Below are 25,552 nucleotides of genomic sequence, written 5' to 3'. Positions count from 1 at the left end.
ACCATCGAGCCGACCACGCCCGCACCGGAGGAGACGCAGGACAGCCCGAAGGACGCGAAAACCCCACGCACCGTGTCGATTCGACTCTCGACCGTGCTGGTCGCGGCCGCCATCGCCGCGCCGCTGGCGCTGTCGGTCACCTTCGGCGTGCTCTACGCCTCGGCGTCGTCGAAGCTGTCGGACCGCGATGCGGCCGCCGCCGACGACCGGCACGCCGAACAGGTCGCCACCGACTACGCCCTCGGCGCGTCCACCATCGACTACCACGATGTGAAGGGCTGGCTGGGCCGCCTCCAGGCGGGCACCACGCCCCAGCTGTCGGCCAAATTCGACGCCACCGCACCGCAACTCGAACAGATCCTGCTGCCGTTGCAGTGGACGTCCAAGGCGACCGCGCTGTCGGCGGCGGTGACGTCCGAGGCGGGCGGCATCTACAAGGTCAACGCCTATCTGAACGTCACGTCCACCAGCGCGCAGACGCCGGACGGCACGCAGAGCACGGTCACCTATTCGATGACCATCGACCGCAACTCCGGATGGAAGATCACCGAGGTGGGCGGGTTGCAGAACGCGCTTCCCGCCAAGTAGCCGGATCAGTCCGGAATCGACTCGGTGTGATCGACGGGGCCGCCGAGCAGTTGCGCGGCGGACCGGTGGATCTTCGCCAGCGCCGACATCAGGTGCTTACGCTCCGCATCGGTGAGGTCGGCGGTGACATTGTCCGACAGCGCCTTCCGATCGGCCTCGACCGGCTCGCGCAATTCCCGGCCGTGCTCGGTCAGCCAGAGCCGGACCAGGCGATTGTCGCGGTCGTCGCGGCGACGTTCGAGCAGGCCCGCGGCCGCCATGCGGGTGGCCATCTTCACCACGGTCGGAGTGGTGACATTCAACGCGGCGGCCATCTCCCCCGGCGTACGCCCGTCCTGCTCCCACAGCACGGCCAGCACGTGATTCTGGCCCAGATGCAGGCCGAGTCGGCGCATGTCGCGATCGGCCAAGGCGCGCAAGGCTTTCGACGTGCGGCCGTGCAGGTCGAGGAAATCTGCTGAGCCTTCGGGAGACACGGCACCTCCGGTGGTCGGACTATTGACGGTCGATCGTTAGCCGTCTAACGTTTTTCAATAGACGGCTAACGATCTGGAGAAGTCATGTTACTGCTCACCGGAGCGACCGGAAACATCGGCCGCGAACTCACCCGCCTCCTCGACACCGACGGCATCGAATTCCGCGCCCTCGTGCGCGATTCGACCCGCGCCGCCACCCTCCCCCGGCACGCCGAACCCGCACTCGGCGACCTCGACGACCCCGCCGCCCTCGACCGCGCCATGACCGGCGTGACGGCCTTGTTCCTGCTGGTCCCCGGCATCGGACTGGACCACACCCGCAACGCCCTGAAGGCGGCGCACCACGCGGGGGTCGAGCGCATCGTGCTCATCTCCTCGGCCCACGTCCTCGTCGAGCCGCTGCCCGCCATGGGCAGCTGGCACCACGAACGCGAAGAACTACTGCGCGCCAGCGGAATTCCGCACACGATCCTCCGCCCCGGCGGCTACATGTCCAACGCCCTGGAATGGATCCCCGCCATCCGCGCGAACACCCCGATCCTCGACCCCTCCGGCCCCGGCCGCTACGCCCCGATCGACCCCGCCGACATCGCCGAGGTAGCCGCCCACTGCCTCACCCGGTCCGGCCACACCGGCGCGGCCTACCACCTGACCGGCCCCGAACTCCTCACCATCGGCGACCAGGTAGCCGCACTCTCCCGAATCCTGAACCGGGACCTGAAGATCCGCGAAACCACCACTCCGGAAGAAGCCGTAGCCGCCCGCTTCCCCAACGGCGCTCCCCCGCCCCTGGCCGAGGCCATCCGCGAGGGCTTCGCCCTCATGCGCGCCGACACCATCGGCACCCGCACCGACACCGTCACCGACCTACTCGGCCGCCCACCCCACACCTTCACCGCCTGGTGCGAATCCCACCGGGCAGCCTTCCTCGGCTGACCACCCGTGCGCCCCAAGGCAATTGGGGCGCACGGCAGGGGTTACCACTGGCCGGGGGTGTAATCGCCGCCGAGCATGCCGGAGATGACATTGAGGCGGTTCCAGGCGTTGATGGTGGCGATGAGGGAGATCAGGGCGCCGATCTGGTCGTCGTCGTAGTGCTTGCGGACCTGGGCCCAGGTGTCCTCGGTGACGCCGGGGGCGGCGTCGGCCAGGCGGGTGGCCTCCTCGGTCAGCGCGAGCGCCGCGCGTTCCGGCTCGGTGAAGACCGAGGATTCCTTCCAGGCGGCGACCATGGCCAGGCGGACCGGGGTTTCGCCGGCGTGGGCGGCGTCCTTGGTGTGCATGTCGAGGCACATGCCGCAGCTGTTGATCTGGGAGGCGCGGATCTTCACCAATTCCTGGGTGGTACGCGGGAGGGTGGACTCGTCGATCACGCGGGCGGCGGTGACGAGACGCTTGTTGAACTTGGCGGAGACTTCGTTCTCGAAGATGGCGAAGCGGGTCATCGTTCTCTCTTTTCTGTGTGGGTCTCTGTTGCCTTCGTCGGGTTGACGACGCGGCCCGCACAGGTGTGACATCGCCTCCGGTGTGACGCCGGTCACCGCCGAGACCTGCCCCGAAATTGGAATCTTGATTTCCCGAAATCGCCTCCGGGGGACTGAGTCCGGCGCGATCATGATTCAGACGATTGTGAACCGACCGGTAGTCACTATCCGGCTACCTAGGGGGTTGCGATGCTCTACGCAGGCAGACATCGAAAGATCTCATCCAGCGGTCAATGGCAGGGGGTTCGTCCGGAACTGCGGCGACGCGGAACCGGCCGACATCATCGACCGACTACCACCGTCCGGGTCCGAACACTCCAGGCACTGCTACCAGGGGTGACCGCCATCGCCCTGGCCACCGCCGCCGCACCGGCCTACGCGGATCCGGCCCCGGCCTACACCGACGACGCCCCGCCCGGCCCGGATGTCCTTGCGGCCGAGGCGGATTCAGCCCCCGCCGCGGAGCCGATCGCGGGGCAGTCGCCGACGCAGATCGACCCGCTCGCCGGATTGTCCAGCGATGTGCTGGCCTCCATCGACGGCTTCTCGACCTTGAATTTCCCGGGCGTCGACCTGCCCGGCGTAAACCTGCCCGCCCTGTTCACCCCGGACACCGCCATCGTGGTGCTGGGCTACGGCCTCGAACCCGACGGCCAGATGCGCCCCGAACTCATGGCGCGCCTCTACGCCGGGTACGTCTCGGCGCTGCTGTCCCCGCAGGCCCCGGTCATCGTGACCGGCGGCAATCCGCAGAACGGGGTGACCGAGGCGGATGCCATGGCCGACTGGCTGGTCGACCACGGCATCGAGCGGGCCCGCATCCACACCGAGACCAAGGCGAATTCGACGGTCCAGAACGCGGCCTTCTCGGCACAGCTGATGGACGCGATCGGCGCGCACGCGGCGATCCTGATCACCTCGGCCGATCACATCGCCCGGGCGCTGACGAACTTCCGGGCGGCCGGAATCTCGGTGGTGGCGACCATGACTCCGGATTCCGCGCCGCTGGCGGCGGAGCCGTTCGGTCCGGGCAAGTAGCGAAAAGCGAAGGCCCGGCGGTCGATCGACCGTCGGGTCTTCGCGATTTCGTCACGCCAGGTAGCGGGCGATGCTTTCCGCCACGCAGGCGGGCTTGTCCACGCCTTCGATCTCGACGGTCACCGTCCGCACGGCCTGCACGCCGCCCGGGATGTCGGTGAGCGCGTCGAGGGTGAAGCGGCCCCGGATGCGGCTGCCCACCGGCACCGGGTTGATGAACCGAACCTTGTTGAGCCCGTAGTTGATTGCCATGCTCGCGGCACTGACGGTCATGACCTGCGCGGTCATCGGCACCGTCAGAGACAGGGTGAGGAAGCCGTGCGCGATGGTGCGCCCGTAGGGTCCGACGGCGGCGCGTTCGGCGTCGACGTGGATCCACTGGTGGTCGTCGGTGGCGTCGGCGAAGGTGTCGATGCGCTGCTGATCGATCGTGATCCAGTCGCTGACACCGATTTCGGTGCCGACGGCCTTGCGCAGTTGTTCGAAATCGCTGAAGTCGATCATGCTGTCCTCCGGCTAGGCGTAGCGCTGCTTGAGTTCGCGTTTGAGGATCTTGTGGGTGGGGCCCATGGGTAATTCGGTGACGAACTCGACGCGGCGCGGGTACTTGTACCGTGCCACATGCTCTTTCGCGTAGTCGACGACTTCCTCGGCGGTGAGCGGTCCGGACGGCACCACGACCGCGAGGATCTCCTCTCCGTAGTTGTCGTCGGGCACGCCGATGATCGCCACCTGCGCGATGTTCGGGTGCCGCAGCAGCGCGGCCTCGACCTCGGTCGGGTACACGTTGAACCCGCCGCGGATGATCATCTCCTTGATCCGGTCCACGATGCGCAGATATCCGGCCTCGTCCTTGATGCCGAGGTCGCCGGTGCGGAACCAGCCGTCCACCATGACTTCCGCGGTGGCCTCGGGCTTGCCGGTGTAGCCGCTGAAGACGTTGTGGCCGCGCACCACGACCTCACCGATGCTTCCGGCGGGCAGCAGGTCGATGCGGTCGCGCGCGTCGGCGTCGGCGATCTCGACCTCGACACCCCAGACCGGATGGCCGACGGTGCCGATCTCGGGGCCCAGCAGCGGCTGGTTCACCGTCGCGGTGGGCGAGGTCTCCGACAGGCCGTAGCCCTCGAGGATGTGGGAGCCGAACACCTTCTCGAACTCCTCGATGATGACCGGCGGCATGGCCGCGCCGCCGCTGATACACAGCCGCAGCCGCGGCAGTTTTTCGGCGTCCTTCGCGGCCTCGAGCAGTCCGTGGTACATGGTCGGCACGCCGTGGAAGGTGTTGACGTTCTCGGCGACCATGAGCCGAAGCGCTTCCGCCGCATCGAATCTCGGCATGAGCACGAGGGTCGCGCCGAGCCGCCAGTGCGAGTTCATCGAGACGGTCTGGCCGAACACGTGGAACAGCGGCAGCGCGCCCAACGCGATGTCCTCGCGCTTGACCTCGTTGGCGTCGAAGGCGTTCACGGTGGCGCACATGACCATATTGAGGTGGCTGAGCTCCGCGCCCTTGGGCCGCCCGGTGGTGCCGCTGGTGTAGAAGACGACGGCGGTGTCGAGCGGGCTGCGCGAGACATAGGCCGGAATCGCTTCGCCGGTCAGCTCTTTCGGGTTGACGCAGTCGATGCCGACCCGGCCTGCGGCGTCCTTGCCGACGGCCGCCACCATCGGATGGCAGATCATCAACTTGGCCCCGCTGTCGCGCAGCACGTACTCGGCCTCGTCGGCGGTGAGCAGCAGATGCACCGGCACCACCGTCGCGCCCGCCGCCAGGATGGCGAAGTAGGCGCGCGGGAACTCGGCGGTATTGGGTCCCATGAGCGCGACCCGGTCCCCCGGCCGCACCCCGAGTTCGATGAGCGCCCCGGCCTGTTCGCGGGCCTGCCGCCACAGGTCGCGGAAGGTGATGCGTTGCTCGCCCTCGATGAGGGCGAGGTGGTCGGGTCGCCGCCACGCCGGTTCGGCGAGGATGCTGGCCAGGGAGAGAGTCGCGTTCATTGAGACCTCGGGGTTCGTTCGGTGCTGCGGTCGAGCGGGGGTTTCCGGGTCAGAGACCCATGTCCTTGGCGATGATCATCTTCATGACTTCGCTGGTGCCGCCGTAGATTCGGTTCACCCGGTTGTCGGCGTAGAGACGCGCGATCGGGTATTCGTTGATGAAGCCGTAGCCGCCGTGCAGCTGCAGGCAGCGGTCGATGACGCGGTGGGCGACCTCGGTGCAGAACAGCTTGGCCGACGCGGCGTCGGCGGCCGTCAGGGTGCCCTGGTCGAGGGCTTCCAGCGCGCGGTCGACGACGGCTTCGGCGGCGTCCACCTCGGCCTGGCAGGCGGCCAGCTCGAACTTGGTGTTCTGGAAGCTGGCGACCGGCTGGCCGAAGACATTGCGCTGCTTGGTGTATTCCTTGGCGAAGCGGATGGCGGCCTTGGCCTGCGCGTACGCGCCGACAGCGATGGATGCGCGCTCCTGGGGCAGGTTCTGGCCCAGGTAGGAGAAGCCCTTGTGCTCCGCGCCCAGCAGATCCTCGACCGGCACCTTGACGTCGGTGAAGTTGAGTTCGGCGGTGTCGGAAACCTTGAGGCCGAGCTTGTCGAGCTTGCGGCCGACGGTGTAGCCCGCGGACTTGGTGTCGACGGCGAACAGCGAGATGCCGTGGCGGCGATCGCCTTCCGTGGCCGGGGCGGTGCGGGCGCAGACGATGACACGGTCGGCGAGCACGCCGCCGGTGATGAAGGTCTTGGAGCCGTTCAGCACGTAGTGCGTGCCGTCCTCGGAAAGCTTTGCGGTGGTGCGCATTCCGGCCAGGTCGGAACCGGTGCCGGGCTCGGTCATGGCGATGGCGAACATGGTCTCACCGGAGACGAAGCCCGGCAGCCAGCGTTCCTTCTGCTCCTGGGTGGCCAGGTTCAGGATGTAGGGCAGGCACAGCCCGACATGCACGCCCGACCCGCCCAGCGAGACCGCGGCGCGGGCGCACTCCTCGATGAGAATGGCCTGGAACTTGAAGGATTCGATGCCCGCGCCACCGAACTCCTCCGGGACCTCGATGCCGAACACGCCGAGTTCGCCCAGCTTGTAGTAGAACTCGCGCGGCGCGATACCGGCGGCGTACCACTCCTCGTACACCGGCACGACCTCGGCTTCGAGGAAGGCGCGCACGGTCTCCCGGAAGGCTTCGTGATCCTTGTCGAAAACTGTTCTCTGCATTGCTCCGAAAGTCTTTCTTGTTGAAGGGGTTTCAGAGGATGCCCCTGAAACCCCCAAGAGTTGGGTCTCGTCAGAGACGGCGTCCGCCGTCGACGTAAATGGTCTGACCGGTGACGAAGGAGGCGTTGTCGGAGACCAGGAAGGACACAACGTTCGCGATATCCGCGGGCTCGCCGACCCGGCGCAGCGGGGTGATCTTGGCGGCCTCGGCGCGGAATTCCTCCGGGGAGACGCCGACACGGGCGGCGGTGGCATCGGTCATCTCGGTGACGATGAAGCCGGGCGCGACAGCATTCACGTTGATGCCGAACGGTCCCAATTCCATTGCCAGCGTGCGGGTCAGCCCCTGAATCCCCATCTTGGCGGCGCTGTAGTTGGCCTGCCCGCGGCTGCCGAGCGCGGACACGCTGGAGGTGTTCACGATCTTCCCGGACTTCTGCTTGACCATGTACTTCTGCGCCTCCCGCGAGCACAGGAACGTGCCCTTGAGATGCACCGACATGACCAGGTCCCAGTCGTCGACCGACATCTTGAACAGCAGGTTGTCGCGCAGCACGCCCGCGTTGTTGACCAGCACGTCCACCGAGCCCAGTTCCGCGGCAACGCGTTCGAACGCGGCCTGCACCTGTGCCTCGTCGGTCACGTTGCAGCCCACCGCGATCGCCGTGCCGCCCGCGGCGACGATGGCGTCCACGGCGTCCTTGCAGGCGGCCTCGTCGAGATCGACGATGGCCACCGCGAAACCGTCGGCGGCCAGGCGGGCGGCGGTGCCCGCGCCGATTCCGCGCGCGGCGCCGGTCACGACTGCGACTTTCGACATGAGTGAATCTCCCTGTCCGTGAGTGGTTGTCAGTTGAAGGCGTTCACGCCGGTGAGGGCGCGGCCGATGAGCAGTTTCTGGATCTGGCTGGTGCCCTCGTAGAGAGTCAGCACGCGCGCGTCGCGCAGGTATTTGGCGACGGGGAATTCGTCGATGTAGCCGTAGCCGCCGAACACCTGGATGGCATTGTTGGCGGCCTTCACCGCGGCCTCGCTGGCGAACAGTTTCGCCACCGACGCCTCGGTGCCGAACGGCTTGCCCTTGCCGACCAGGTCGGCGACCCGCCAGGTGAGCAGCCGCGCGGCCTCCACCTCGACCGCGATATCCGCCAGCAGTTCCTGCACCAACTGGTACGAGGCGATCGGCTTGCCGAATTGCTCACGCTGCCCGGCGTATTCGACGGCGGCCTCGAGGCAGCCGCGCGCGACGCCGACGCATCCGGCGGCCACGCCCATGCGACCCTTGTCGAGGGCGGCCATGGCGATCTTGAAGCCCTGACCGAGTTCGCCGAGCCGGTTGGCGTCGGGGACACGGACCTGGTCGAGCACGAGTTCGGCGGTGGCTTGACCACGTAGCCCCAGCTTGCCCTTGATCTCGGTGCGGCCGAAGCCGGGCGCGTCGGTGGGGACCAGGAACGCGGTCACGCCGCGCGGGCCGGGGCCGCCGGTGCGCGCGAAGATGATGGCCACATCGGCCCAGGTGCCGTTGGTGATGAAGATCTTGGTGCCCGACAGCAGCCAATCCTCGCCGTCCGCAACGGCTTTGGTGGTGAGATTGCCCGCGTCGGAGCCGGTGCCGGGTTCGGTGAGCCCGAAGCAGCCCAGCGCCTGACCGGCGCACAGCCGCGGCAGCCAGTCGCGTTTCTGCGCCTCGGTGCCGTAGGTCTTGATCGTCTTGCCGACCAGCCCGAGCGAGACCGACACGATGCCGCGCACCGAACTGTCGCCGCGCCCGAGCTCCTCGAGCAGCAGGCAGTAGTCCAGCGCGGTGCCACCGGAGCCGCCGTACTCCTCGGGGATCTCGATGCCGAGAAAGCCCATGTCGCCGAGCTTTCCGACGATCGCGGTGTCGACCGATTCGGCCCGATCCCAGGCGGCGGCGTACGGGACGACCTCCTTGTCCACCCACGCCTTGGCCAGATCGCGCAGTTCGCGCTGCGACTCGCCGAGTTCGAAGTCCATGGTGCCGATAGCTCCTAACCGAACGTTGTTAGGTTTATTACTCGACGCTATCCTAACAGTGTTCGGTTATCAAGGAAACGGTGATAGGTTCGAGCCTCATCGGGGGATCACCGGGGGTCCGCCACAGCAGGAGGTGCGTCGATGGCCAGGCCGAAAGTGCCGCTGCTGAGCCGCGAACGCATCCGCGAGGCCGCCCTGACGCTGATCGATCGCGACGGCCTCGGCGAGCTGTCCATGCGCAAACTCGCCGCCGAACTCGGCGTGCAAGCCGCGTCCCTCTACACCCACTACCCCACCAAGGACGCGGTCCTCGACGACATCGCGGGCGGCATCATGTCCCGCGTCGACACCTCGGCGTTCGAGTCGGCCGATTGGCGCACCGGCCTCACCTCCTGGGCCCGCTCCTACCGCGAAGCCCTTGTGCGCCACCCGAACTTCGTCGCCTACCTCGCGGCCGGACCCGGCACCCGGGAGGAAAACCTGCGGCACGCCGACGCGGTCCACGGTGGTCTCGTCGCGGCGGGCTGGCCCGCGCGTGACGCCACCATGATCGGCGCCGCCACCCGCTATCTGGTCATGGGCGCCACCATGGGTTCCTTCTCGCGAGGCTTCGTGGACGACGTGCAGGTCTACCGGGATCGCTACCCGCACCTCGACCAGGCCCACCTGCTCCGCGCCAAGGCCGACGAAATCGACTCGGAGAGTTTCGAACTCGCGCTCAGCGCCTTCATCGACGGGCTGCAATTGCGCTACGACGCGATCACCGGCGCGCGCTGACCGGGGCCGCTATTCGGTGAGCGTGTTGTCGACGAGGTCGTCCAGATCGTGTTCGGTGCTGCCGTACCCGAAGATCGCGCGCAGATACAGCGGTGCGACCAGTCGATCGAGCACCCTCGACAGGTCGGGGGTGTGCTCACCGCGGGCGCGGGCCCGGTCGAGCATCTGCTCGATCACAGCGGCGCGGGCGGCGGCGACATCGGTGATCTGCTGAGCCCGGCCGGAACCGGCCGCGGCGTTCGACCGCGCGGCGACGGCCGCGTGCATCAGCGAGAGCCCTTCGGGCGCAGCGAGTTCGGTGGCCATCCGCGCCGCCCAACCCCGTAGATCGGTGCGCAGCGAGCCGGTGTCGGGCAGCGGCTGCTCCTGATTGAGCCGGGCGACGGCCACCGCCACGTCGAGCACCAGATTGTCCAGGGTGCCCCAGCGCCGGTAGATCGTCGCCTCGTTGACGCCCGCGCGTTCGGCCACGTCGCGACCGGTGAATCCGTCGCGACCGCGTTCCTCGATGAGGGCCCGGACGGCGTCGTGCACCGCCGCACCGACGCGCGCGGTGCGGCCGCCGGGGCGGCGACGAGGTGCCGAGATATCGCTCATGAGCGCCGATTCTAGCAACAAATGCGAGAGCACTTGCTTTAAGCTCTGGACCCTTCTACCGTCTTATAGCAAGCGCACACGCATTAAGGCGTGGCGCGGTCTCCGACGAAAGGTCGGATCATGAAGATCCACAGCTTCCTCCTCGGCTTCCTCCCCTGGATCGTGATCATCCCGTTCCCCAGCGACAAGATGGGCTGGGGCGCCCTGCTCGGCTTCTCCGTCGCGATCGTTCAGCTCGGCCTGAACCGTCGGCGCGGCACTCCGGCGAGCGCGATGATCCTCGATCTCGGCAGTGCCGTGTTCCTGCTCGCGCTCAGCGGGATCGGTTTCCTGGCACCGCATTCGGGACTGATCAAGGCCAATGACGTCCTGTCCTTCGCCTGGCTGGCGCTGATCGCGTTCGGCAGCATGGCGGTCGGCCACCCGTTCACCATGGGCATCGCCCGCCAGCACGTACCGCAAAACACCTGGGACAGTGCGGATTTCCGCCGCACACACCTGACCATCACGAGGATCTGGGGCGTCTCCTTCGCGAGCCTGGCCATCGCCCTGAGCGTCGTGCGGATCGCCGATCTCGGCATTGCCGTCGGCCTGCCCGTACGCCTGGCGGGCCTGCTGATTCCCTTCCTGCTCACCGTCCGCGAGGTGAAAGCCATCCGCGCCCGCGCCACCTCGGAGGCGTGAGGGATGTCCGGGTTGCCGTGCGGCGACGTCTGTCGATCAGGAGCTCATCGCCGCCGTGCGGAGATCGCTCGGCAGCAACGCTTTCCAGCGGAGGAAAGCGCGACGCAGGGCTCTGGCGTCGCTGTATCCGAGTCGCGCGGCCACCGAGCTGACCGGAAGGTCGGTGTTGCGCAGCAGATTCACCGCATGTTCGTAGCGGACCGCCTCGAGCTCGTCGCGCCAGGTGGTGCCCTGTTCCTGCAATCGACGCTGAATCGTGCGCGGACCGACCGCGAGACGGTCCGCGACCCAGCGCAGGTCGGTCTCACCGCGCAGCATCGACTCGTGGATCGCGATGTGCAGGGTGCTGCGCCAATCGCCCGCGATCCGGAACGAGGACATGAGCATCTCGGCGTAGTGCCGGTGCATACGCGCCTGGTGCGGGTCGCCGTCGGTCGGAAGATCCGCGGCGTCGAGGAAGGACATCTCCGCGTAGGGAGCGCCGAATTCGATTCTGCGAGTACCGAATACCTCGACCAGATGTTTGTGCACGCGCGGCGCGTCCTGGGTGAATCGGACGCGGATGGGGACCAGCGGCTCGCCGGTGGCCTCCCGAATCCGGCGCAGCATCAGCGCGAGCGTGAACTCCTCCCGGGCCGGAATGATGGTCTCGGGCCGCAGCGCGCCGTTCTCGCGAACGGTGAGCAGTCCGCCGTCCACGATGATCGCGCCGCCCACCGCCGGACTGGCCACCAGGGGCCGGAACTCGTGCACGGTGCGCAGGCCCTCGGCGAGGGTCGGGGCATTGGAGAACAAGTAGTCCCACACGCCGAAGCAGCCGCGTTCGGTGGCGGCGGAGATCGCCGGACCGACTCCGGCCCCGCCGATCTCATCGATCAATTGCCAGGCCTGCCACACCGCCCCGGACGGAATCCGGACGAGTTCCTCATCGAACAGGCCCACATTCAGGCCCGGGATGCCGCGAAGGAGTTCCGACGGCACACCGATCCGCACCGCGGTGGAGTAGATGGGCGCGGCGGTGCGAGCCGGAACGGTGCCTTCGAACATTCGGCGAATCTTATGCAGCCGCCTACTCCACCGAATTAGCGGACCCATCGGTTGGTTTTACCGGTCGGGTCCGGTCGTACTCGCGCGGCGGAGGTTTCAGGCCCCGGCGTAGTCGGCCGCGACGTCGAGAATCCAGGTGATCCCGAACCGGTCGCGCAGCATCCCGAACCCGGGCGCCCACCGGGCCGGAGCGAACTCCTCGATCACCGCCGCGTCCTCGGCGAGGCGTTTCCACAGCGCGGCAACCTCTTCGACGGTCTCGCCGCGCACGGACAGGAAGAACGGCTCGGAGGTGAGGGTCGCGCCGTTCTCCCGGCGGGTGGTCGGCGCGCCCGCGGCGACCGCGGCGTCCAGGCCGGGCACGTCATAGGCCATCACCCGGAATCCGTTGTCGGCGACGACCTGACCGAACACCACCCGCTCGGCGCCGGGCGACCCGGCGGGCATCCCGAAGTCACCGTAGGTGGCGATCGTGAGATCCCCGCCGAACACCGAGCGGTAGAACTCGAGCGCGGCACGGGCTTGACCGTGGAAATTGAGGTGAGCGACAGCGTTGACAGACATGGCGTTCCAGTCCCTTCGGCAATGGCTTCCGCCGCCGGCTTCCGGCGACCAGAACCACACTGTCAGCAATACCGGCCAGGGTTTGTCCGCTACTTCTGGCACTCTGAAGAACATGCCGACCGCCGCCTCGACCTCGACTTCCGCGCGTCTGCTCTCGCTGCTGTCCCTGCTCCAGGTCCGCCGCGACTGGCCCGGCGGGCTGCTCGCCGAGCGCCTGGACGTCAGCGAGCGCACGGTGCGCCGCGACGTCGATCGCCTGCGCGAACTCGGTTATCCCGTCCGGGCGATCAAGGGGCCCGAGGGCGGTTACCGGCTCGTGGCGGGCAGCGAGCTGCCGCCACTGCTGTTCGACGATGAGCAGGCGGTCGCGCTGGCCGTCGCCCTGCGGCTCGCGGTCGGCGCGGGGGCGGGCATCGAGGAGGCAGCCGATCGCGCGCTGGCGACGGTGCGCCAGGTGCTGCCCGCCCGCCTGCGCCGGCGCGTCGACGCCCTCGAGGTCACCGCGGTCGAGTCGACCGGTGGCGATCAGCAGGCCGACACCGAGGTCCTGCTCGCGCTCAGCGCGGCCATCCGGGCCACCGAACAGGTCCGATTCGACTATCGGCCACCGGGATCCGCGCAGGACACCGCCCCGCGGCCGCCTCGCCTGCTGGAGCCGCACCACCTGGTGGCCCGGCAGGGACGCTGGTATCTCCTCGGATGGGAAGCGCACCAAGCGGACTGGCGAATCTACCGCGTCGACCGCCTCTCCTTGCGCGTCCCCAACGGACCACGCTTCACCCCCAGGGAACTGCCCGGCGGCGACCCCGCCCGCTTCCTCGCCACCCGCTTCAAAGGCTCCGAAACCGCCGACACCTGGCCCTGCCGCGGCGAGGTGATCCTCCACCTCCCCGCCACCCGCGTCGCCCCCTTCGCCGCCGACGGATTCCTCGAAGAACTCTCCCCCACCCGCACCAGACTCATCACCGGCTCCTGGTCCTGGCCCGCCCTCGCGGCGACGCTGGCCCGTTTCGACACCGAAATCGAGGTCATCGGCCCGGATTCCCTGCGGGAAGCCTTCACCGAGCTCTCCCACCGCGCCCGCCGCGCCGCCGGGCACGACTGACCGTCACCGGCTGGCCACTGCGCAGCGGTGAAGGTCAACAGGCTGAGCTGGTCCGGCACAGGCAGAACGCAGCCCCATGCCGAGAGCGTATGTCCGGCAGTGACATCCGGGTGCTCGAACCGAGCATCGGCGGCGCGCTCGACAGAAGAACTGTGCGCCTGAGCATTTGCTGCGTAACCCGGACTGTCGGGGGTGCTGGCATCCTGATTCCATGGCGACATGGCTGGACTTCAGCAATGAGGCACCGGAATTGGCGGCGCAGGTGAGGCTGCGGTTCGAGGCTCACAAGACCCACGTGCTGGCAACCCTGCGTCGAGACGGCGCCCCTCGAGTCAGTGGATCGGAGGTGGAATTCATCGGCCCCGATCTCATGTTCGGCTCCATGCCCGCCGCGGTGAAGGCAGCCGACCTACGACGCGACGGACGATGCGCGATCCACGCCCACCCCAACGAAGGCGACGCCAAAGTAATAGGTGTCGCAATAGAACTCACCGGACCAGCGAAAGCGGCCCTCGGATCTCCACCGGACGTCCACAACTTCCGCCTCGACCTCACCGCCGCAGTCCTAACCTCCGTCGACCCGGCAGCCGAACTACTGATAATCCAACACTGGCGCCCCGGCAAGGGCGTGCTGGTCACCCGACGTCGCTAACGCCAACCCCCACGGCAGGCAAACCTCCCGACGGACACGCCGCCAAGTAAGCCAGTCGCCCAAACACACTGATTTGCCGATGGGCGAGCTTCTGCTCACGCTGGCCGAACAATGCCGGGGGCTGGTTTTGTAGGCGTTCGCCCCAATCGAGTAGGAAGTTCTGGGCGTTGGGATGCCTCAGGATTTCCAGCAACCGCGGCGGATCACACGGAATTTTCGGCCGGCTTCGGCGGTGAGATCCAGGATGTAGGGCAGGCGGTCTGTATGGACGGCAAACAGGAGGTAGCCGTCGGCGTTGAGCTCCATGGAGAGAAGTGCGTACTTGATCTGCAGACAGCGTTCGCCGATCTCCTCGAGGGTTGCGGTGGTGTCTTCCCCGGTGTCGCAGTCCTGGAGGGTTTCGATAAAGGCGGGAAACCAACTCCAGCGGAATCTATGCGGAAACTTCTGGATTGACTTCAACTCGCGGCGAATCTCATCGGGATCGCTCTTCCAATCGATGTAGGCGGTCTGGCCTCGGTCATGCAGGGCCCATCGCAGATCGTCGAACGGTTCGCCCGCGCCGGACCGGACTGCCTGGGCCACACTGGGATAACCGGGCGCGACAATCCTTGCGACCTTTGCCCATGCTTCACGGTTCTCGACGTCCACCGCTGTACCTCCCAACGCACCCTCATACCGCGAGTCGCGCTGACTGAACCGGCCAGCGCGGAGCAGCCGAAGATCAACGGGTCGTGTCGATCCGAAGTCGACCCAACGTCCCGCACTGCCGATGAGCGCGAGTTGACCATGTGCTATCTGCGCCCGAAGCGGACTGTGACCACAGTCTGGCTGGTCGTGCTGTCAGTGACAAAGGCGTGGAACAAGTTGGCGCGCAGGCGGATCGATAGTGGAGCGAGTGGGCATCGCCAAAGCGACCGGCAACCAATCCAGAACCGATCAGGCCGGGGCCAGCGGCACGGCGAAAGATCGACGCTAGTCTGAGGGCGCGTAGATGCATTGTCGGTGCGCCCGGTTAGCCTTGCGCCGTGGGACATATCTTGCATGTTTACCTTGTTGACGAAGCGGAGCTGAAGGCCGTCATCGGGTCCAAGGACGAAGCTTTCCTGAATCGGCTCCTGGACAAGGATTCCAGGGAGCTCGCAGTGACCTTCGACCCAGGTAATCAGGAGAAGCACATCGACAACGTCCGTACGGCGTTGCGAACGATCTTCGCGGGCGGGCCATTTGAAGAGGAAAATGCTGAGGTATACACCGAGGCACTGGAATTGATATGTGCAGAGCTCGGCCCGTACATCGATGATCTGTCATTCCACTGGGACGGAGACATGATCGATCTCCTCTATGACCGGCCTTTCGAGGATCTGCTGCCTCAACCCGAATGGAACGGCTGCAGTAGCCAGAGCAAGGAATACAACATCGAAACCCTGGACGAGTGGATAGCCGAGCAAGAGGGGGAAATCGACTGGGACGAGGTCGATCAGGAGACCCGGTGGATGTACGAATCCAAGTGTGCCAATAAGGATCTCATCTACTTTTGGGGCGGCTGAGGCACACGCGTAGAACCGTCTCCGAAGTCAGTGCCACATCCCTTCGATGGGGCATCCATATCCGCTTCCAGCCGAATGCCGGACGCCCCAACCCAACAACCCGAGTCGTCGAGTGGCACACCCTGGAGGGGTTATGTCCGACTTGGCCTCCGGTTTGTGCCACTCGGCGGACATCCTGTTCTGCCTGCGGCCTCCGGCTGTCATCGCAACATCGGCGAGTCGAGATGTGTTGGCGCACAGGGCTTTGCCTCTTCACCGGATACTGTGGGTTCAAGGGCTCAGGAGTGGCCGTGGATGTCGGTGGCTCATGGCAGTGTCAGCTGCTGTGACTGCTTCAGCCGATGACGACGCCGGGGTTCATGAACCTCGTTTCCCGACCTTGATCGCGATCAACGAACCGGCGGCGTCGTGAACACCACGACCGGTGGGCTCGAATGGATGTACGGCAGGGACTTGCCGCTGCTCAGCCTCACCTTCGCGCGTCAGATCAACGCCTGGGAACTCTTGGAGCGGATGGGCGTCGACCGAAACACAGTGGCGGTGCGCGGGCCCGCTGACTTCCACTACGAGCTGGGCGATTTTCTCTTCGCATCCGACGGATACGTGGTCAGCGCAGGGCATTACCGAAGCTGGGCCTGGGCGTGGGAGCACGGCAGTTGGAAATGCGTCGAAGATCCAGCGCTGGTACTGCGCGCCTCGATCGGAACCGCGGCATTGGTGCTGAACGCCAACGAGAAACCGGGAGTGGTGTTCCGGTACGCCGAGGACGGGCGCCTCATCACCGGATTCAACACGATCACCAGCCTCGCCCCAGCTGACCGGACAGGCACCGACCCGCACCGCTTCGACACCGAGATGCGGGCGCTCGGCGCCCAACCCGGCGAATACGAACACGACCCCGACGGACACGAATACGGCCCATTGGGGTCGCGCGGACTGTTCTACGGGCTTGCGGAGACCCTGGGCGTCGGGCTGCCTCTGGATGATCTCAACGAACGTCCCGTCCTCAGCGGCCGGCTCCTGCCCCCGGCCTCGCGGTAGTCAGCGGGCCACTCAATACCCGAGGCCAGAAGAGCTGAACGTTCGGTTCGGAGTCGTCGCAGACGGATTGTTGTGAGTCAGATCACGGTTGAGGTTGACCCGAGGTCAAGGTGGAGGCTCGGCGCAGCGGCACGACGCCGACGGGACATCACAGCTTCGAGGAGCAGACCATCATGACGATCACCCTTTCCGACCAGGACAAGAGCACCCTGCGGACCGCCGCGTACGGCACTGTCTCACTGATGGCCGCCGCCTCCGCTACACCTCACAAGTCGGTGGCAAATGCGGTCCTGGCTCTGACGTCGGCGACCGGTCTGGTCGGGCACGTGCTCACGGCTCGAACCAAGGACATCGAGCTGACCGACACGACCGTCGCCGAACTCGCCGACCAGGTATTTCCGGCGCTGACCGCGGCGATACGGATCCTCGACCAGCGAGATCCGGCGGAGTCCGACAACTTCCGAGGCACGGTACTTCGGGCCGTGCAAGCGGCTCAGAACCATTCGGGTAACCCAAGTTCCGCCATGTCGGAGATGGCCCGCAAGGTCACTGCCGCTCTCGACACCGTCAGTTCGACCGCTACGTCCGCCGCCGGACAGGATCGCCCGGAATTGCGGCGTGCGATCGAGGAGATCGTCGATTCGGGTTTCCTCGGGGCGGCGGTGCGTGTGCGTGACGAGCGCGGTGAGTGGGCCGGAAGCGCCGGTGCGGCCGAGCTGGGTGGCATGACACCGCCGCCGATCGACGGGCACCTCCGCATCGCCAGCAACACAAAGACTTTCACCGCGGCCCTGGTGCTGGCCTTGGTGGCCGAGGGCATGCTCGGGCTGGACACCCCGGTGATCGCCTCTCTGCCCGAGCTCGCGCTGGACGAGCGGATCACGGTGCGAATGCTGTTGCAGCACACCAGCGGAATCTTCAACTTCACCGGCGAGCTCTACCCGGACGGGACGATCGTGGAAGGGATTCCCGCGCCGGGCACGCCCTGGGGCGAGCAGTGGGTCGACGACCGGTTCCACACCTACCGGCCGCACGAGCTGGTAGAACTGGCATTGTCCAAGCCGCTGCGATTCGAGCCGGGCACCGGCTGGAGCTACTCCAACACCAACTACGCACTGGCTCGACTGTTGATCGAAAAGGTCAGCGGCCGCTCCTTCGCCGAGGAGATGCAGCGGCTGATCCTGGACCCGCTCGCGCTGTCGAACACCCTGGTGCCCGACGGCCCGGAGATCCCCGAACCGCACGCCCACGCCTACTACCGGTACGAGGGCCGCGAGTCGGCGGTCGACATCACTCGCCACGACCCGTCCTGGAACCCCAGCGGCGGTGACATGATCTCGACCACCCGCGACCTGGCCACCTTCATCTCCGCCCTCAACAGCGGCAAACTCCTTCCCGCCGAACTGCTTTCGCAGATGCGCACGCCGATTCCCACGGGCATTCCGGGCATGGGTTACGGCCTGGGTGTATTCGTGCAGGAAACTGCCTGCGGCGCAACGGTTATCACCCACAACGGCGGCCACGCGGGTTTCGCGACGTTGATGTACTCCACACCGGATGGCGGCAAGACCATGACAGCGTCGCTGACCTGTGTGGACGACTCCTCGATGTCCATAGCGGGGCCGTTCCAGGCCGCGCAGCAGCGCCTGGTCGACGAGGTGTTCTGCGGCGGCCAGGCCGATCCCGGCCAGCCGACCAGCTGAGCGATCGTCGCTCACCCTGGCAAGTGGATCGCTCCCCTCGAAACCGAGCAGGGCCGCGGCGAGCTCCGCGGCCCTCGTTCGCCACTCCCCGTCCGATCCCGCACATCCAATCCTGCACTGTCCTCGGAGTTCTCGTTATGTACACCATCGAACCCACACGACCGAGCCTGATCGCGGAGCGGCTGCTCGGCGACCGTCACTCCCTGCCACTGTCGATCGCGCTGCATCTGGTCCCCGGAGTCCTGATCGTCACCGCCTACCTTTTCCTCGGCGAACCCCTCGCTAAAGCCGTCGGCTGCCCGGCCTTCCTGGGCTGGGCAATCGCACTGTGCCTGATCCTGTTTCCGATCCAAGCCGGGCTGCTGTGGCTGGGTTACCAACGCAACGGCCGTCGGTCGCTGGAGGGGGTGCTGCACTACACCGGCAGACCTGTTCCGCGTGGCAAGCTCCTCGCGATGGTGACCGCGCTCATCGGGTGGATGATGGTGCTCGGGGTCGTCCTCGCGCCGTTGAACAACTTCTTCAAGCCGTTCTTCACCTGGCTGCCATACGCGAATACCGGTGGCAGCGGCAACAATACCTACCTCGACCTACACGGTCACTCGCACTCGACACTGCTGGTCACGACGCTGATTTGCCTGCCCCTGACCGGGTTCACGCTGCCGCTGCTCGAGGAGGTGTACTTTCGTGGTTTCCTGCTGCCCAGGATCGCCCATCTACGCGGATGGGCGCCGGTGGTCAGTACTGTCCTGTTCGCGCTGTATCACCTGTGGTCGCCGTGGGTCTTCGTCTCGCGCGTGATCTTCACCTTCCCCGGCTACTGGTGCGCCTGGCGGTACAACGACATTCGGCTCTCGATCGGGATGCACGTCGGCGTGACCTCGATCGTGGCCACGTTCGGCACCGCGGCCCTTGTGCTGGGCCTGGTCTGAGGCAGGCTGACCCCATGCGGAATGGAGTCACGATCGGGCAGGCGGCGGCCTTCGTCGGCGTCACGGTGAAGACGGTGCGGCACTACCACAAGCTCGGCCTGGTCACCGAGCCCGACCGTGACAGCTCCGGGTACCGGCGCTACGGATCCGATGATCTGCTGCGGCTGGTCCGAGTCCGGGCGCTGGCCGCCGCCGGGGTGCCGCTGGCCGATATCGGGCCGCTGCTCGACGCCGACACCGACCGGTTCGCCGCCGCGATCGTCGAGGTCGAGCGCGGGCTCACCGAGCGAATCGAGGAGATGATCGCCCGCCGGGACGCCCTGCACAGACTCGCCGATGGCGATCGAACGCTGTTGGGCGACCGCGCCGTCGCACTACTGGACCGGATGTCGCAACTCGGGTTTCCCACCGACGAGATCGCCACCGCACGCGAAGGCTGGGCGCTGGCCAAAGCCCTTGTCCCAGCAGGTTTCGACGACTATCTAACCCATCTAGACCATGCCCTCGACGACCCCGAGTACGTCACCCTCATCAAACGCGCCGCCTCCGCCGCGGAATGGGAACCCGATGATCCTCGCGCCGCCACACTCGCCACCGACCTGGCCGACCACTTCCTCGCCAACCCCGAACATCTGAAAGTCGTGACCGCCCTGCAGGCCGGCACCGACGCCGCGACCCGCTACACCATGATCGCCCGCCACGGCGAGGACCAGACCTCGGCCACGGCGCGCGCGACGGCAGTCTTCGAAAACAGACTCCGCGCCTCCGGCATTCGAATCCCGAGACCGGAGACCCATTGACATCCGCGAACCCCGAACATCTCCAATCGCCGGCCCCTGAGCGCCTCCTATCCAGCTGAAGGTCAACGGCTCGAGGGCATCTCGGTGTTCGGGAGAATCTTCGAGTCGCGGCCCTAGTTTTCGGGTTCGACGGGCGGTTGCGCCTTGCTGTTGATTGGATTGGCAGACAGTGTTATTGGTCGGCGGGAGGTGCGCGAGATGCGATCGTTCGCGCAAGGGGTTCTCACTGTGCTGCTGCTCGGGACGCTTCTGATGGGCCTTGCGGGTCTCATCGCGATCGTCATCGGGGTCGGGAAGCTACTCACGGACCCGAATTCCGAACCGACCTGCAACGGACTGCCGATGGGTCCGGGGATGGAGTGCGTTCGGCTCGGCGAGAAGAGCGGAAGGTCCTACGAGTACGCGGTCGCCGAGCAGCGCGCCAGCCACCGGGACGGGATCAGGTACCTGGAAATCGGGGGTGCGATCCTTGGCGGCAGCGCGGCGGTTTTCGTCGGAAGCGTAGGCGTGGCAGCGGTATTGGAGCCGAAGTCGTCCGTGCCGAGGTCGTTGCTCCGGCGGCGCCGCCCCCGCCGCGAGCCCGCGCGGTTCGAACCGATCCAGGCCGCTCCAACGGTTTTCGAGCAGCCGCCGACGGAATCGCCCGCTCCGCACGACGGCGACGGCTTGGCCGGGATCGGTCGAATCTACGAGGAGCGTGGTGATCTCGCCGCGGCCGAGAAGTGCTACCGCCACGGTGCGGTCCTGGGCGAAACGGCCGCGATGGACCGCCTGGCACGCCTGCTGCACGACCGGATCGCGGCCCAGGGCCGATTCGCGCAGTGGCGCAACCGCGCCCTGAACGACAGCGCGCACCTCGAAGCTCACATGTGGCTGCGCAAAGCCGCCGACGCGGGCAATGCGCAGGCGATGGCCGCCCTGGGGGCGATGCTGGACGAACAGGGCGATCGCGTCGAGGCCGAGCGGTGGTATCGGCGGGCGGTCGAGGCCGGTGAGAACAGTGCCATGAACAATCTCGGACTGCTGCTGTACCGCCGCGGCGATTACACCGCGGCCAGCCAATGGTGGCTCCGCGCCGCCGCCGCGGGCAGCGCCGCCGCGGTACAGAATCTGCGCAAGCTACCGTACGGCCTGCCTGTCACCACGTCCCCGATCCACACCGCCCGATCCGGCTCGATTCCCTTGGGTAGCTACGCGGACCTGCTCGCCCTGGTGATGGGCGACCGTGTCACCGCCGACAGCCTGATCGAGTACGAGCGACAGCTGGCACCCCGAGCCCACCGCCAGGAACTGATCCAGAAAGCCGTAGATCGATTACGGCACGACAGAAACCGCTGAGAAACGTCTTCGAGTGCCGGGACATCGTCTCGGCTTGTCATTTCAGCTTGTCGCTGCCCAGGCCCAGCACGCGGCGGGCCACGATCAACTGTTGGATCTGCTGGGTGCCTTCGAAGATGTCGAGAATCTTCGAGTCGCGGCCCCACTTTTCGAGGAGAGTGCGCTGGGAGTAGCCGGGGGTGCCGGCGAGTTCGACGGCTTTGAGGGTGACGTCGGTGCCCATGCGGCCGGCCTTGGCTTTGGACATGGACGCTTCGAGGGAGTTGGGTTTCTTGTTGTCGGCCATCCAGGTGGCGCGCAAGGCCAGCAGGTAGGCGGATTCCCAATCTGCTTCCAGGCGAAGGAATTCCGCGGCGGCCGCGGGCTGGTTGCTCGCGGGGATGTCGTAGGAGGGCTCGATCCCGGCCTGGTGCAGCACGGCACGCAGTTCCTCGAGCGCGGCGCGGGCGACGCCGATGGCCATGGCGGCGACGAGCGGGCGGGTGTTGTCGAAGGTCTGCATGACCCCGGCAAAACCCTTCTCCACGTTCACTTCCGGGCTGCCGAGGATATTGTCGGCGGGGATCCGGCAGTCCTCCAGTCGCAGTTCGGCCGTGTCGGAGGCCTTGACGCCCAGCTTGTTCTCCAGCCGGGCCACGGTCAGTCCGGGCGCGTTGCGCGGCACCACGAACGACTTGATGGCGGCACGCCCGGCCGATCTGTCGACGCTCGCCCACACCACGATGTGGGTGGCCCGCTGACCGGTGGTGACGAAGATCTTGGTGCCGTTGAGCACCCACTCGTCACCGTCGAGGACCGCCGTGGTGGTCACGGCCGCCGAGTCGGAGCCGAACCCGGGCTCGGTGATGGCCATGGCAGCCCAGACCTTGCCGAAGCGCGCCAGCTGTTCGTCGGTGGCGACGGCCATGATCGCCGCGTTGCCCAACCCCTGGTACGGGATGGTCATCATCAGCGCGGCGTCACCCCAGCACGCTTCGACCGCGCTGACCATCGCGGCCATATTGCCGCCGTTGACGTTCCCGGCCGCGGCACCGCCGTCATCACCGGTCGCGCGGGTGCCGGACGCTCCCGCGACCACATCGGCCCCGGAGTCGTTCATTCCCGCCATCACCGCGGCCATGAGGTCGAGTTCGACCGGATACCGGTGCTCGGCAAGGTCGTATTTGCGGGAGATCGGGCGAAACAGCCCCGCCGCGACCTGGTGGGCCAGATTGGCGGTGACCAGAAGTTTCTTGGGAAGTTCGAGATTGACCATGGGATGCTCCGTTCGCGCCGAGGACCTCAGACCGAGCGGACGGGTTCGCTGCGGTAGCGCGACGCCCGGCCATCGACCTTCATGAGCCGCCACAACCGTTCCGATACCGGGTTCATCAGGCCGCAACCGTGGGCCAGGCCGCGCACATCGGAGAGCATGTCGCGGCGCATCTTTCGCGACACCGGTGAGCGCCAGAACGCCTCCCGCATCACCTCGCGCGGAATGCCCTGCTGCGCAGCCCATTTCGGAGACGGTTTCGCGATCAGGTCGCAGGCGATGAAGAACATGACCGGGAACAGCAACGACAGCGTCGTGCGTCGCAACGGGTGCAGGGCCGGGACGGCGCGCAGCAGATACTCGTGAGCGAAGGAGATGTGGCGCGCCTCCTCGGCGACATGGATCTGCATGATGCGCAGCATGAGTGGATGATTCGCGGTGCCCGAGCGCAGAATCGTCTTCTGCATGTGGTCGATCGGCTCCTCGCCGCACAGGACCATGGAGAAGAAGAACGCCGGCACGACCCGCACCGTCAGCGGAATGAACGTGTGCACCGCCCGCACCAGCGGGTGAACGCCGGGGGTGTCCACGCCGATGCGGTTGACCAGCTCCTGGAACATCTGCGTGTGGTGGGTCTCCTCGGTGACCTCGTGGGTGAGATACCGGAATTCCGGGTCGCCATTGGGCAATTCGAAGATGTACTCGAGGATGCCGCGCATCAGCATGTTCTCGAACTGCAACCCCACTTTTGCGGTGTTCGCCTGGCGCGCGAGGCCGATGCGGATCCGGTCCGCCAGCGGCTGAGCCTGATACCAGGCGGTGGCGCCCAAGGGCTCACAGGCCGGCAGGACCCACCGGGCATCGTTCGGGTCGACAGCGAAATCCGGGTCGTCCCAGGCGATGTCGGCGAACGCGTCGAAATGCCGCTGCACCGAGCCCTCCGAGAGAGTCTTCAGGATTTCCTCGTAGCTGGGCGCTGCAGTCATGGCTTCCACTCCTGAGATGGCCGGACGGGCGACGTCGCCACGCATCCACAGATAGAACGTTAGACACTTTATGACTATTTGTCTACGTCGTAGGATTTTCCCATGAATGCACTGCCCACCGGCGGCGTCGTCGAGACCAAGGACATCCGCACCCGCATCCTCGATGCCGTGGTGTCCCTGGCGGCCACGACCGGTCTGCGCAAGCTGTCGATGGACGAGGTCGCTCGCAGCGCAGGGGTGGGACGCGCGACGCTGTACAACTACTTCCCCGGCCGTGACGCACTGATCTCGGCTGCCGTCGAGTCCGAATTGGCGGTTTTCTTCGCGGAGGTCGCCGCGGTGCGGGATCGCTACGAGTCGCAGGACGATCAGCTGATCCACGGTTTCGCCCACGCGTACCGCCTGCTGCGTCACCACCCCGGCCTGCAATCGGTGCTCCGCCTCAATCCAGACCTGCTGCGCCCCTACCTCATCGCCGACGCGAGCATCGCCCTCGACCTGGGCCGCATCTTCGTCGAATCCGCCATGCACCTGCCGGACAACATCCCCCACGAAACCCGCGCCCAATTCGCCGAGCAGGTCGCCCGCGCCTTCCACACCCTGATCCTCATCCCCACCAACACCTTCGGCCTCGAGCAACCCGGCGGCCCCGAGAACTACGCCCGGGACTTCCTGATCCCCATCAAGGAACACTTGCTGAACAAGAACTCACCGGAGAACCATTAGCTGGGATCGACGCTCACCGCAGGTAGTTGCTCAGAGCGTCGAGCAGTCCGCGGGTGCCCTGCTCGCGATTCGGACCGTCTGCCCAGAACTGGTCGAAGAAGACGCCGTGCTCGGTGTGGGTGAAATGGGTTCCCTCGGTGCTGGATTCGAATTCCAGGGAGGCTACCGACGTCGACATGTGGGCCCCGTCGATCCACATGTCGTAGGTCGTGACGATGCGGTTGTGCTCGACGATGTCGGTGTAGGTGGCCTCGTACCGTGACACCGGACCATCGTGGAACTTCCCCTCGGCGATATCGCGGCCGCCGACACGGAAGTCGAAGGCCCACTCGCCGAGCACCTTGCGGTCCCCGCCGCCCCACCAGGACGATTTCTGTTGTTCCTCGGCGAACGCGCCCCAGACGCGCTCGACGGGAACCGGGTAGCTGCGGGTCAGGGTGAACTCGGCGCGGGCGAGTCGGCGTCCGATCGTCATGTGCGCGTGCCCTATCGGGTGAAGGTGACGTGGATCGTGCCGCTCTCGCCCACTTCCGAGGTCACCTTGTGGGTGAGGTCGAGACCGCCGAGGTCGTCCCACAGTCCGGTGCCGCGGCCGAGGATGATCGGCGCGACCATGAGGTGCAGGTCGTCGACCAGACCGGCGCGCAGGAAGGCGCGCGCGGTGCCGACGCCACCGCCGACGCGCACGTCCAGACCACCCGCGGCAGCGGTCGCCTCGGCCAGGACGTCCTCGATTGCGCCGCAACGGAAGTGGAATGTCGTCCCGCCCTCCATCGGGATCGACGGCCGCGCGACCACCTGGTGCGGGTATCCGCCAGGAGGGGCCGGTTTCGACCAATCTTGGCGTCGCAGTGTGTTGGTCAGGACGTAGACCGGTGTGCCGAACGGGGGCCGATCACCCCACCAGCCCTTCCAGTCCGGGTCGCCGGGAAACGCGTGCAGCCCGAATGGCGTCGCCTTGGGCCGCCTCGGACCAATCGAGGATGCCGGTGACGGTGTCCCC

General features: G+C 66.7%; 29 protein-coding genes. 14 read left to right on the top strand and 15 right to left on the bottom strand.

Annotated features, from left to right (window positions below):
* On the top strand, positions 1–588 hold a 588-nt coding region (locus tag ACWELQ_RS06600), incomplete at its 5' end, for a hypothetical protein (RefSeq protein WP_452396030.1).
* A 5-nt stretch (positions 589–593) separates the two neighbouring features.
* Here the strand turns inward: ACWELQ_RS06600 and ACWELQ_RS06595 are convergent.
* Positions 594–1,064: a MarR family winged helix-turn-helix transcriptional regulator gene (locus ACWELQ_RS06595; protein ID WP_452396029.1), complete on the bottom strand. Its 471-nt coding sequence runs from the start codon at positions 1,062–1,064 to the stop codon at positions 594–596.
* A gap of 84 nt (positions 1,065–1,148) precedes the next feature.
* Here ACWELQ_RS06595 and ACWELQ_RS06590 point away from each other — a divergent pair, with 84 nt between their 5' ends.
* On the top strand, positions 1,149–2,000 hold the full coding sequence (locus ACWELQ_RS06590; RefSeq protein WP_452396028.1) for an NAD(P)H-binding protein: 852 nt from the start codon (positions 1,149–1,151) through the stop codon (positions 1,998–2,000).
* A 41-nt stretch (positions 2,001–2,041) separates the two neighbouring features.
* Here the strand turns inward: ACWELQ_RS06590 and ACWELQ_RS06585 are convergent, their stop codons facing one another.
* On the bottom strand, positions 2,042–2,509 hold the full coding sequence (locus ACWELQ_RS06585) for a carboxymuconolactone decarboxylase family protein (protein ID WP_452396027.1): 468 nt from the start codon (positions 2,507–2,509) through the stop codon (positions 2,042–2,044).
* 375 nt (positions 2,510–2,884) lie between these two features.
* On the opposite strand from ACWELQ_RS06585, the gene ACWELQ_RS06580 reads away from it, so the two are divergent.
* Positions 2,885–3,586, top strand: coding sequence for a YdcF family protein (locus ACWELQ_RS06580; RefSeq protein ID WP_452396026.1), 702 nt, complete (start codon positions 2,885–2,887; stop codon positions 3,584–3,586).
* 51 nt (positions 3,587–3,637) lie between these two features.
* On the opposite strand, the gene ACWELQ_RS06575 is transcribed toward ACWELQ_RS06580, so the two are convergent.
* The 5 genes from ACWELQ_RS06575 to ACWELQ_RS06555 all read right to left on the bottom strand — a co-directional run bounded on the left by ACWELQ_RS06575 (position 3,638) and on the right by ACWELQ_RS06555 (position 8,795).
* Positions 3,638–4,090, bottom strand: coding sequence for a MaoC family dehydratase (locus ACWELQ_RS06575; RefSeq protein WP_452396025.1), 453 nt, complete (start codon positions 4,088–4,090; stop codon positions 3,638–3,640).
* 12 nt (positions 4,091–4,102) lie between these two features.
* The gene (locus tag ACWELQ_RS06570) at positions 4,103–5,587 is read right to left on the bottom strand and encodes a long-chain-fatty-acid--CoA ligase (RefSeq protein WP_452396024.1); all 1,485 of its coding nucleotides are present in this window, start codon (positions 5,585–5,587) and stop codon (positions 4,103–4,105) included.
* A gap of 49 nt (positions 5,588–5,636) precedes the next feature.
* Positions 5,637–6,794, bottom strand: a complete 1,158-nt coding sequence (locus tag ACWELQ_RS06565) for an acyl-CoA dehydrogenase family protein (protein WP_452396023.1) — start codon at positions 6,792–6,794, stop codon at positions 5,637–5,639.
* Positions 6,795–6,864: 70 nt separating this feature from the next.
* Positions 6,865–7,614 (bottom strand): 3-oxoacyl-ACP reductase FabG, encoded by a 750-nt coding sequence (fabG, locus tag ACWELQ_RS06560; RefSeq protein WP_452396022.1) that lies wholly within the window; start codon positions 7,612–7,614, stop codon positions 6,865–6,867.
* 29 nt (positions 7,615–7,643) lie between these two features.
* Positions 7,644–8,795, bottom strand: coding sequence for an acyl-CoA dehydrogenase family protein (locus ACWELQ_RS06555; RefSeq protein ID WP_452396021.1), 1,152 nt, complete (start codon positions 8,793–8,795; stop codon positions 7,644–7,646).
* A gap of 141 nt (positions 8,796–8,936) precedes the next feature.
* Between ACWELQ_RS06555 and ACWELQ_RS06550 the strand changes: the two genes are divergently transcribed.
* Positions 8,937–9,572, top strand: a complete 636-nt coding sequence (locus tag ACWELQ_RS06550) for a TetR/AcrR family transcriptional regulator (protein ID WP_452396020.1) — start codon at positions 8,937–8,939, stop codon at positions 9,570–9,572.
* 9 nt (positions 9,573–9,581) lie between these two features.
* Here the strand turns inward: ACWELQ_RS06550 and ACWELQ_RS06545 are convergent, their stop codons facing one another.
* Complete coding sequence (locus tag ACWELQ_RS06545) at positions 9,582–10,169, bottom strand: TetR/AcrR family transcriptional regulator (RefSeq protein WP_452396019.1); 588 nt, start codon at positions 10,167–10,169, stop codon at positions 9,582–9,584.
* A gap of 120 nt (positions 10,170–10,289) precedes the next feature.
* Between ACWELQ_RS06545 and ACWELQ_RS06540 the strand changes: the two genes are divergently transcribed.
* Complete coding sequence (locus ACWELQ_RS06540; protein ID WP_452396018.1) at positions 10,290–10,853, top strand: hypothetical protein; 564 nt, start codon at positions 10,290–10,292, stop codon at positions 10,851–10,853.
* Positions 10,854–10,889: 36 nt separating this feature from the next.
* Here the strand turns inward: ACWELQ_RS06540 and ACWELQ_RS06535 are convergent, their stop codons facing one another.
* Together ACWELQ_RS06535 and ACWELQ_RS06530 are read right to left on the bottom strand one after the other, a co-directional pair.
* Positions 10,890–11,900: an AraC family transcriptional regulator ligand-binding domain-containing protein gene (locus ACWELQ_RS06535; RefSeq protein ID WP_452396017.1), complete on the bottom strand. Its 1,011-nt coding sequence runs from the start codon at positions 11,898–11,900 to the stop codon at positions 10,890–10,892.
* 96 nt (positions 11,901–11,996) lie between these two features.
* A complete protein-coding gene (locus ACWELQ_RS06530) occupies positions 11,997–12,464 on the bottom strand; it encodes a VOC family protein (RefSeq protein WP_452396016.1) in 468 nt (155 codons plus the stop codon).
* Positions 12,465–12,576: 112 nt separating this feature from the next.
* On the opposite strand from ACWELQ_RS06530, the gene ACWELQ_RS06525 reads away from it, so the two are divergent.
* Both ACWELQ_RS06525 and ACWELQ_RS06520 read left to right on the top strand, forming a co-directional pair.
* Positions 12,577–13,569, top strand: a complete 993-nt coding sequence (locus ACWELQ_RS06525; protein ID WP_452396015.1) for a helix-turn-helix transcriptional regulator — start codon at positions 12,577–12,579, stop codon at positions 13,567–13,569.
* A 211-nt stretch (positions 13,570–13,780) separates the two neighbouring features.
* On the top strand, positions 13,781–14,221 hold the full coding sequence (locus ACWELQ_RS06520; RefSeq protein WP_452396014.1) for a pyridoxamine 5'-phosphate oxidase family protein: 441 nt from the start codon (positions 13,781–13,783) through the stop codon (positions 14,219–14,221).
* A gap of 177 nt (positions 14,222–14,398) precedes the next feature.
* On the opposite strand, the gene ACWELQ_RS06515 is transcribed toward ACWELQ_RS06520, so the two are convergent.
* A complete protein-coding gene (locus ACWELQ_RS06515) occupies positions 14,399–14,872 on the bottom strand; it encodes a DUF6630 family protein (RefSeq protein ID WP_452396013.1) in 474 nt (157 codons plus the stop codon).
* A 377-nt stretch (positions 14,873–15,249) separates the two neighbouring features.
* Between ACWELQ_RS06515 and ACWELQ_RS06510 the strand changes: the two genes are divergently transcribed.
* The 6 genes from ACWELQ_RS06510 (at position 15,250) to ACWELQ_RS06485 (ending at position 21,585) form a co-directional block, all read left to right on the top strand.
* Positions 15,250–15,771, top strand: coding sequence for a DUF7691 family protein (locus tag ACWELQ_RS06510; protein ID WP_452396012.1), 522 nt, complete (start codon positions 15,250–15,252; stop codon positions 15,769–15,771).
* A gap of 408 nt (positions 15,772–16,179) precedes the next feature.
* The gene (locus ACWELQ_RS06505; RefSeq protein WP_452396011.1) at positions 16,180–16,812 is read left to right on the top strand and encodes a DUF6461 domain-containing protein; all 633 of its coding nucleotides are present in this window, start codon (positions 16,180–16,182) and stop codon (positions 16,810–16,812) included.
* A gap of 173 nt (positions 16,813–16,985) precedes the next feature.
* Positions 16,986–18,515, top strand: coding sequence for a serine hydrolase domain-containing protein (locus ACWELQ_RS06500; protein ID WP_452396010.1), 1,530 nt, complete (start codon positions 16,986–16,988; stop codon positions 18,513–18,515).
* 137 nt (positions 18,516–18,652) lie between these two features.
* Positions 18,653–19,447, top strand: coding sequence for a CPBP family intramembrane glutamic endopeptidase (locus tag ACWELQ_RS06495; protein WP_452396009.1), 795 nt, complete (start codon positions 18,653–18,655; stop codon positions 19,445–19,447).
* A 14-nt stretch (positions 19,448–19,461) separates the two neighbouring features.
* Positions 19,462–20,247, top strand: a complete 786-nt coding sequence (locus tag ACWELQ_RS06490) for a MerR family transcriptional regulator (protein WP_452396008.1) — start codon at positions 19,462–19,464, stop codon at positions 20,245–20,247.
* A 198-nt stretch (positions 20,248–20,445) separates the two neighbouring features.
* Positions 20,446–21,585, top strand: a complete 1,140-nt coding sequence (locus ACWELQ_RS06485; protein WP_452396007.1) for a tetratricopeptide repeat protein — start codon at positions 20,446–20,448, stop codon at positions 21,583–21,585.
* Positions 21,586–21,622: 37 nt separating this feature from the next.
* On the opposite strand, the gene ACWELQ_RS06480 is transcribed toward ACWELQ_RS06485, so the two are convergent.
* Positions 21,623–22,840: an acyl-CoA dehydrogenase family protein gene (locus ACWELQ_RS06480; protein ID WP_452396006.1), complete on the bottom strand. Its 1,218-nt coding sequence runs from the start codon at positions 22,838–22,840 to the stop codon at positions 21,623–21,625.
* Between the two features lie 26 nt (positions 22,841–22,866).
* Positions 22,867–23,823, bottom strand: a complete 957-nt coding sequence (locus tag ACWELQ_RS06475; RefSeq protein WP_452396005.1) for an AurF N-oxygenase family protein — start codon at positions 23,821–23,823, stop codon at positions 22,867–22,869.
* 102 nt (positions 23,824–23,925) lie between these two features.
* On the opposite strand from ACWELQ_RS06475, the gene ACWELQ_RS06470 reads away from it, so the two are divergent.
* On the top strand, positions 23,926–24,549 hold the full coding sequence (locus ACWELQ_RS06470; RefSeq protein ID WP_452396004.1) for a TetR/AcrR family transcriptional regulator: 624 nt from the start codon (positions 23,926–23,928) through the stop codon (positions 24,547–24,549).
* A 13-nt stretch (positions 24,550–24,562) separates the two neighbouring features.
* Here ACWELQ_RS06470 and ACWELQ_RS06465 read toward each other — a convergent pair whose 3' ends face one another.
* Together ACWELQ_RS06465 and ACWELQ_RS06460 are read right to left on the bottom strand one after the other, a co-directional pair.
* Positions 24,563–25,024 (bottom strand): SRPBCC domain-containing protein, encoded by a 462-nt coding sequence (locus ACWELQ_RS06465; RefSeq protein ID WP_452396003.1) that lies wholly within the window; start codon positions 25,022–25,024, stop codon positions 24,563–24,565.
* An 11-nt stretch (positions 25,025–25,035) separates the two neighbouring features.
* Positions 25,036–25,552, bottom strand: a 517-nt coding sequence (locus ACWELQ_RS06460; RefSeq protein WP_452396002.1) for a dihydrofolate reductase family protein, incomplete at its 5' end; no start/stop codon positions are given.

Source organism: Nocardia sp. NPDC004722, assembly GCF_053601505.1.
The sequence above is the reverse complement of the archived record's forward strand: the minus strand, read 5'-3'. Positions and strand labels throughout refer to the sequence as shown.

Excerpts from the sequence above, each read along its gene's own strand:
- ACWELQ_RS06545 (WP_452396019.1), bottom strand. The coding sequence starts at position 10,169 with ATGAGCGATATCTCGGCACCTCGTCGCCGCCCCGGCGGCCGCACCGCG.
- ACWELQ_RS06480 (WP_452396006.1), bottom strand. The coding sequence starts at position 22,840 with ATGGTCAATCTCGAACTTCCCAAGAAACTTCTGGTCACCGCCAATCTG.
- ACWELQ_RS06565 (WP_452396023.1), bottom strand. The coding sequence starts at position 6,794 with ATGCAGAGAACAGTTTTCGACAAGGATCACGAAGCCTTCCGGGAGACC.
- ACWELQ_RS06495 (WP_452396009.1), top strand. The coding sequence starts at position 18,653 with ATGTACACCATCGAACCCACACGACCGAGCCTGATCGCGGAGCGGCTG.
- ACWELQ_RS06520 (WP_452396014.1), top strand. The coding sequence starts at position 13,781 with ATGGCGACATGGCTGGACTTCAGCAATGAGGCACCGGAATTGGCGGCG.
- ACWELQ_RS06555 (WP_452396021.1), bottom strand. The coding sequence starts at position 8,795 with ATGGACTTCGAACTCGGCGAGTCGCAGCGCGAACTGCGCGATCTGGCC.
- ACWELQ_RS06470 (WP_452396004.1), top strand. The coding sequence starts at position 23,926 with ATGAATGCACTGCCCACCGGCGGCGTCGTCGAGACCAAGGACATCCGC.
- ACWELQ_RS06575 (WP_452396025.1), bottom strand. The coding sequence starts at position 4,090 with ATGATCGACTTCAGCGATTTCGAACAACTGCGCAAGGCCGTCGGCACC.
- ACWELQ_RS06525 (WP_452396015.1), top strand. The coding sequence starts at position 12,577 with ATGCCGACCGCCGCCTCGACCTCGACTTCCGCGCGTCTGCTCTCGCTG.
- ACWELQ_RS06550 (WP_452396020.1), top strand. The coding sequence starts at position 8,937 with ATGGCCAGGCCGAAAGTGCCGCTGCTGAGCCGCGAACGCATCCGCGAG.
- ACWELQ_RS06500 (WP_452396010.1), top strand. The coding sequence starts at position 16,986 with ATGACGATCACCCTTTCCGACCAGGACAAGAGCACCCTGCGGACCGCC.
- ACWELQ_RS06540 (WP_452396018.1), top strand. The coding sequence starts at position 10,290 with ATGAAGATCCACAGCTTCCTCCTCGGCTTCCTCCCCTGGATCGTGATC.
- ACWELQ_RS06490 (WP_452396008.1), top strand. The coding sequence starts at position 19,462 with ATGCGGAATGGAGTCACGATCGGGCAGGCGGCGGCCTTCGTCGGCGTC.
- ACWELQ_RS06535 (WP_452396017.1), bottom strand. The coding sequence starts at position 11,900 with ATGTTCGAAGGCACCGTTCCGGCTCGCACCGCCGCGCCCATCTACTCC.
- ACWELQ_RS06585 (WP_452396027.1), bottom strand. The coding sequence starts at position 2,509 with ATGACCCGCTTCGCCATCTTCGAGAACGAAGTCTCCGCCAAGTTCAAC.
- ACWELQ_RS06465 (WP_452396003.1), bottom strand. The coding sequence starts at position 25,024 with ATGACGATCGGACGCCGACTCGCCCGCGCCGAGTTCACCCTGACCCGC.
- ACWELQ_RS06475 (WP_452396005.1), bottom strand. The coding sequence starts at position 23,823 with ATGACTGCAGCGCCCAGCTACGAGGAAATCCTGAAGACTCTCTCGGAG.
- fabG (WP_452396022.1), bottom strand. The coding sequence starts at position 7,614 with ATGTCGAAAGTCGCAGTCGTGACCGGCGCCGCGCGCGGAATCGGCGCG.
- ACWELQ_RS06590 (WP_452396028.1), top strand. The coding sequence starts at position 1,149 with ATGTTACTGCTCACCGGAGCGACCGGAAACATCGGCCGCGAACTCACC.
- ACWELQ_RS06530 (WP_452396016.1), bottom strand. The coding sequence starts at position 12,464 with ATGTCTGTCAACGCTGTCGCTCACCTCAATTTCCACGGTCAAGCCCGT.
- ACWELQ_RS06570 (WP_452396024.1), bottom strand. The coding sequence starts at position 5,587 with ATGAACGCGACTCTCTCCCTGGCCAGCATCCTCGCCGAACCGGCGTGG.
- ACWELQ_RS06485 (WP_452396007.1), top strand. The coding sequence starts at position 20,446 with ATGCGATCGTTCGCGCAAGGGGTTCTCACTGTGCTGCTGCTCGGGACG.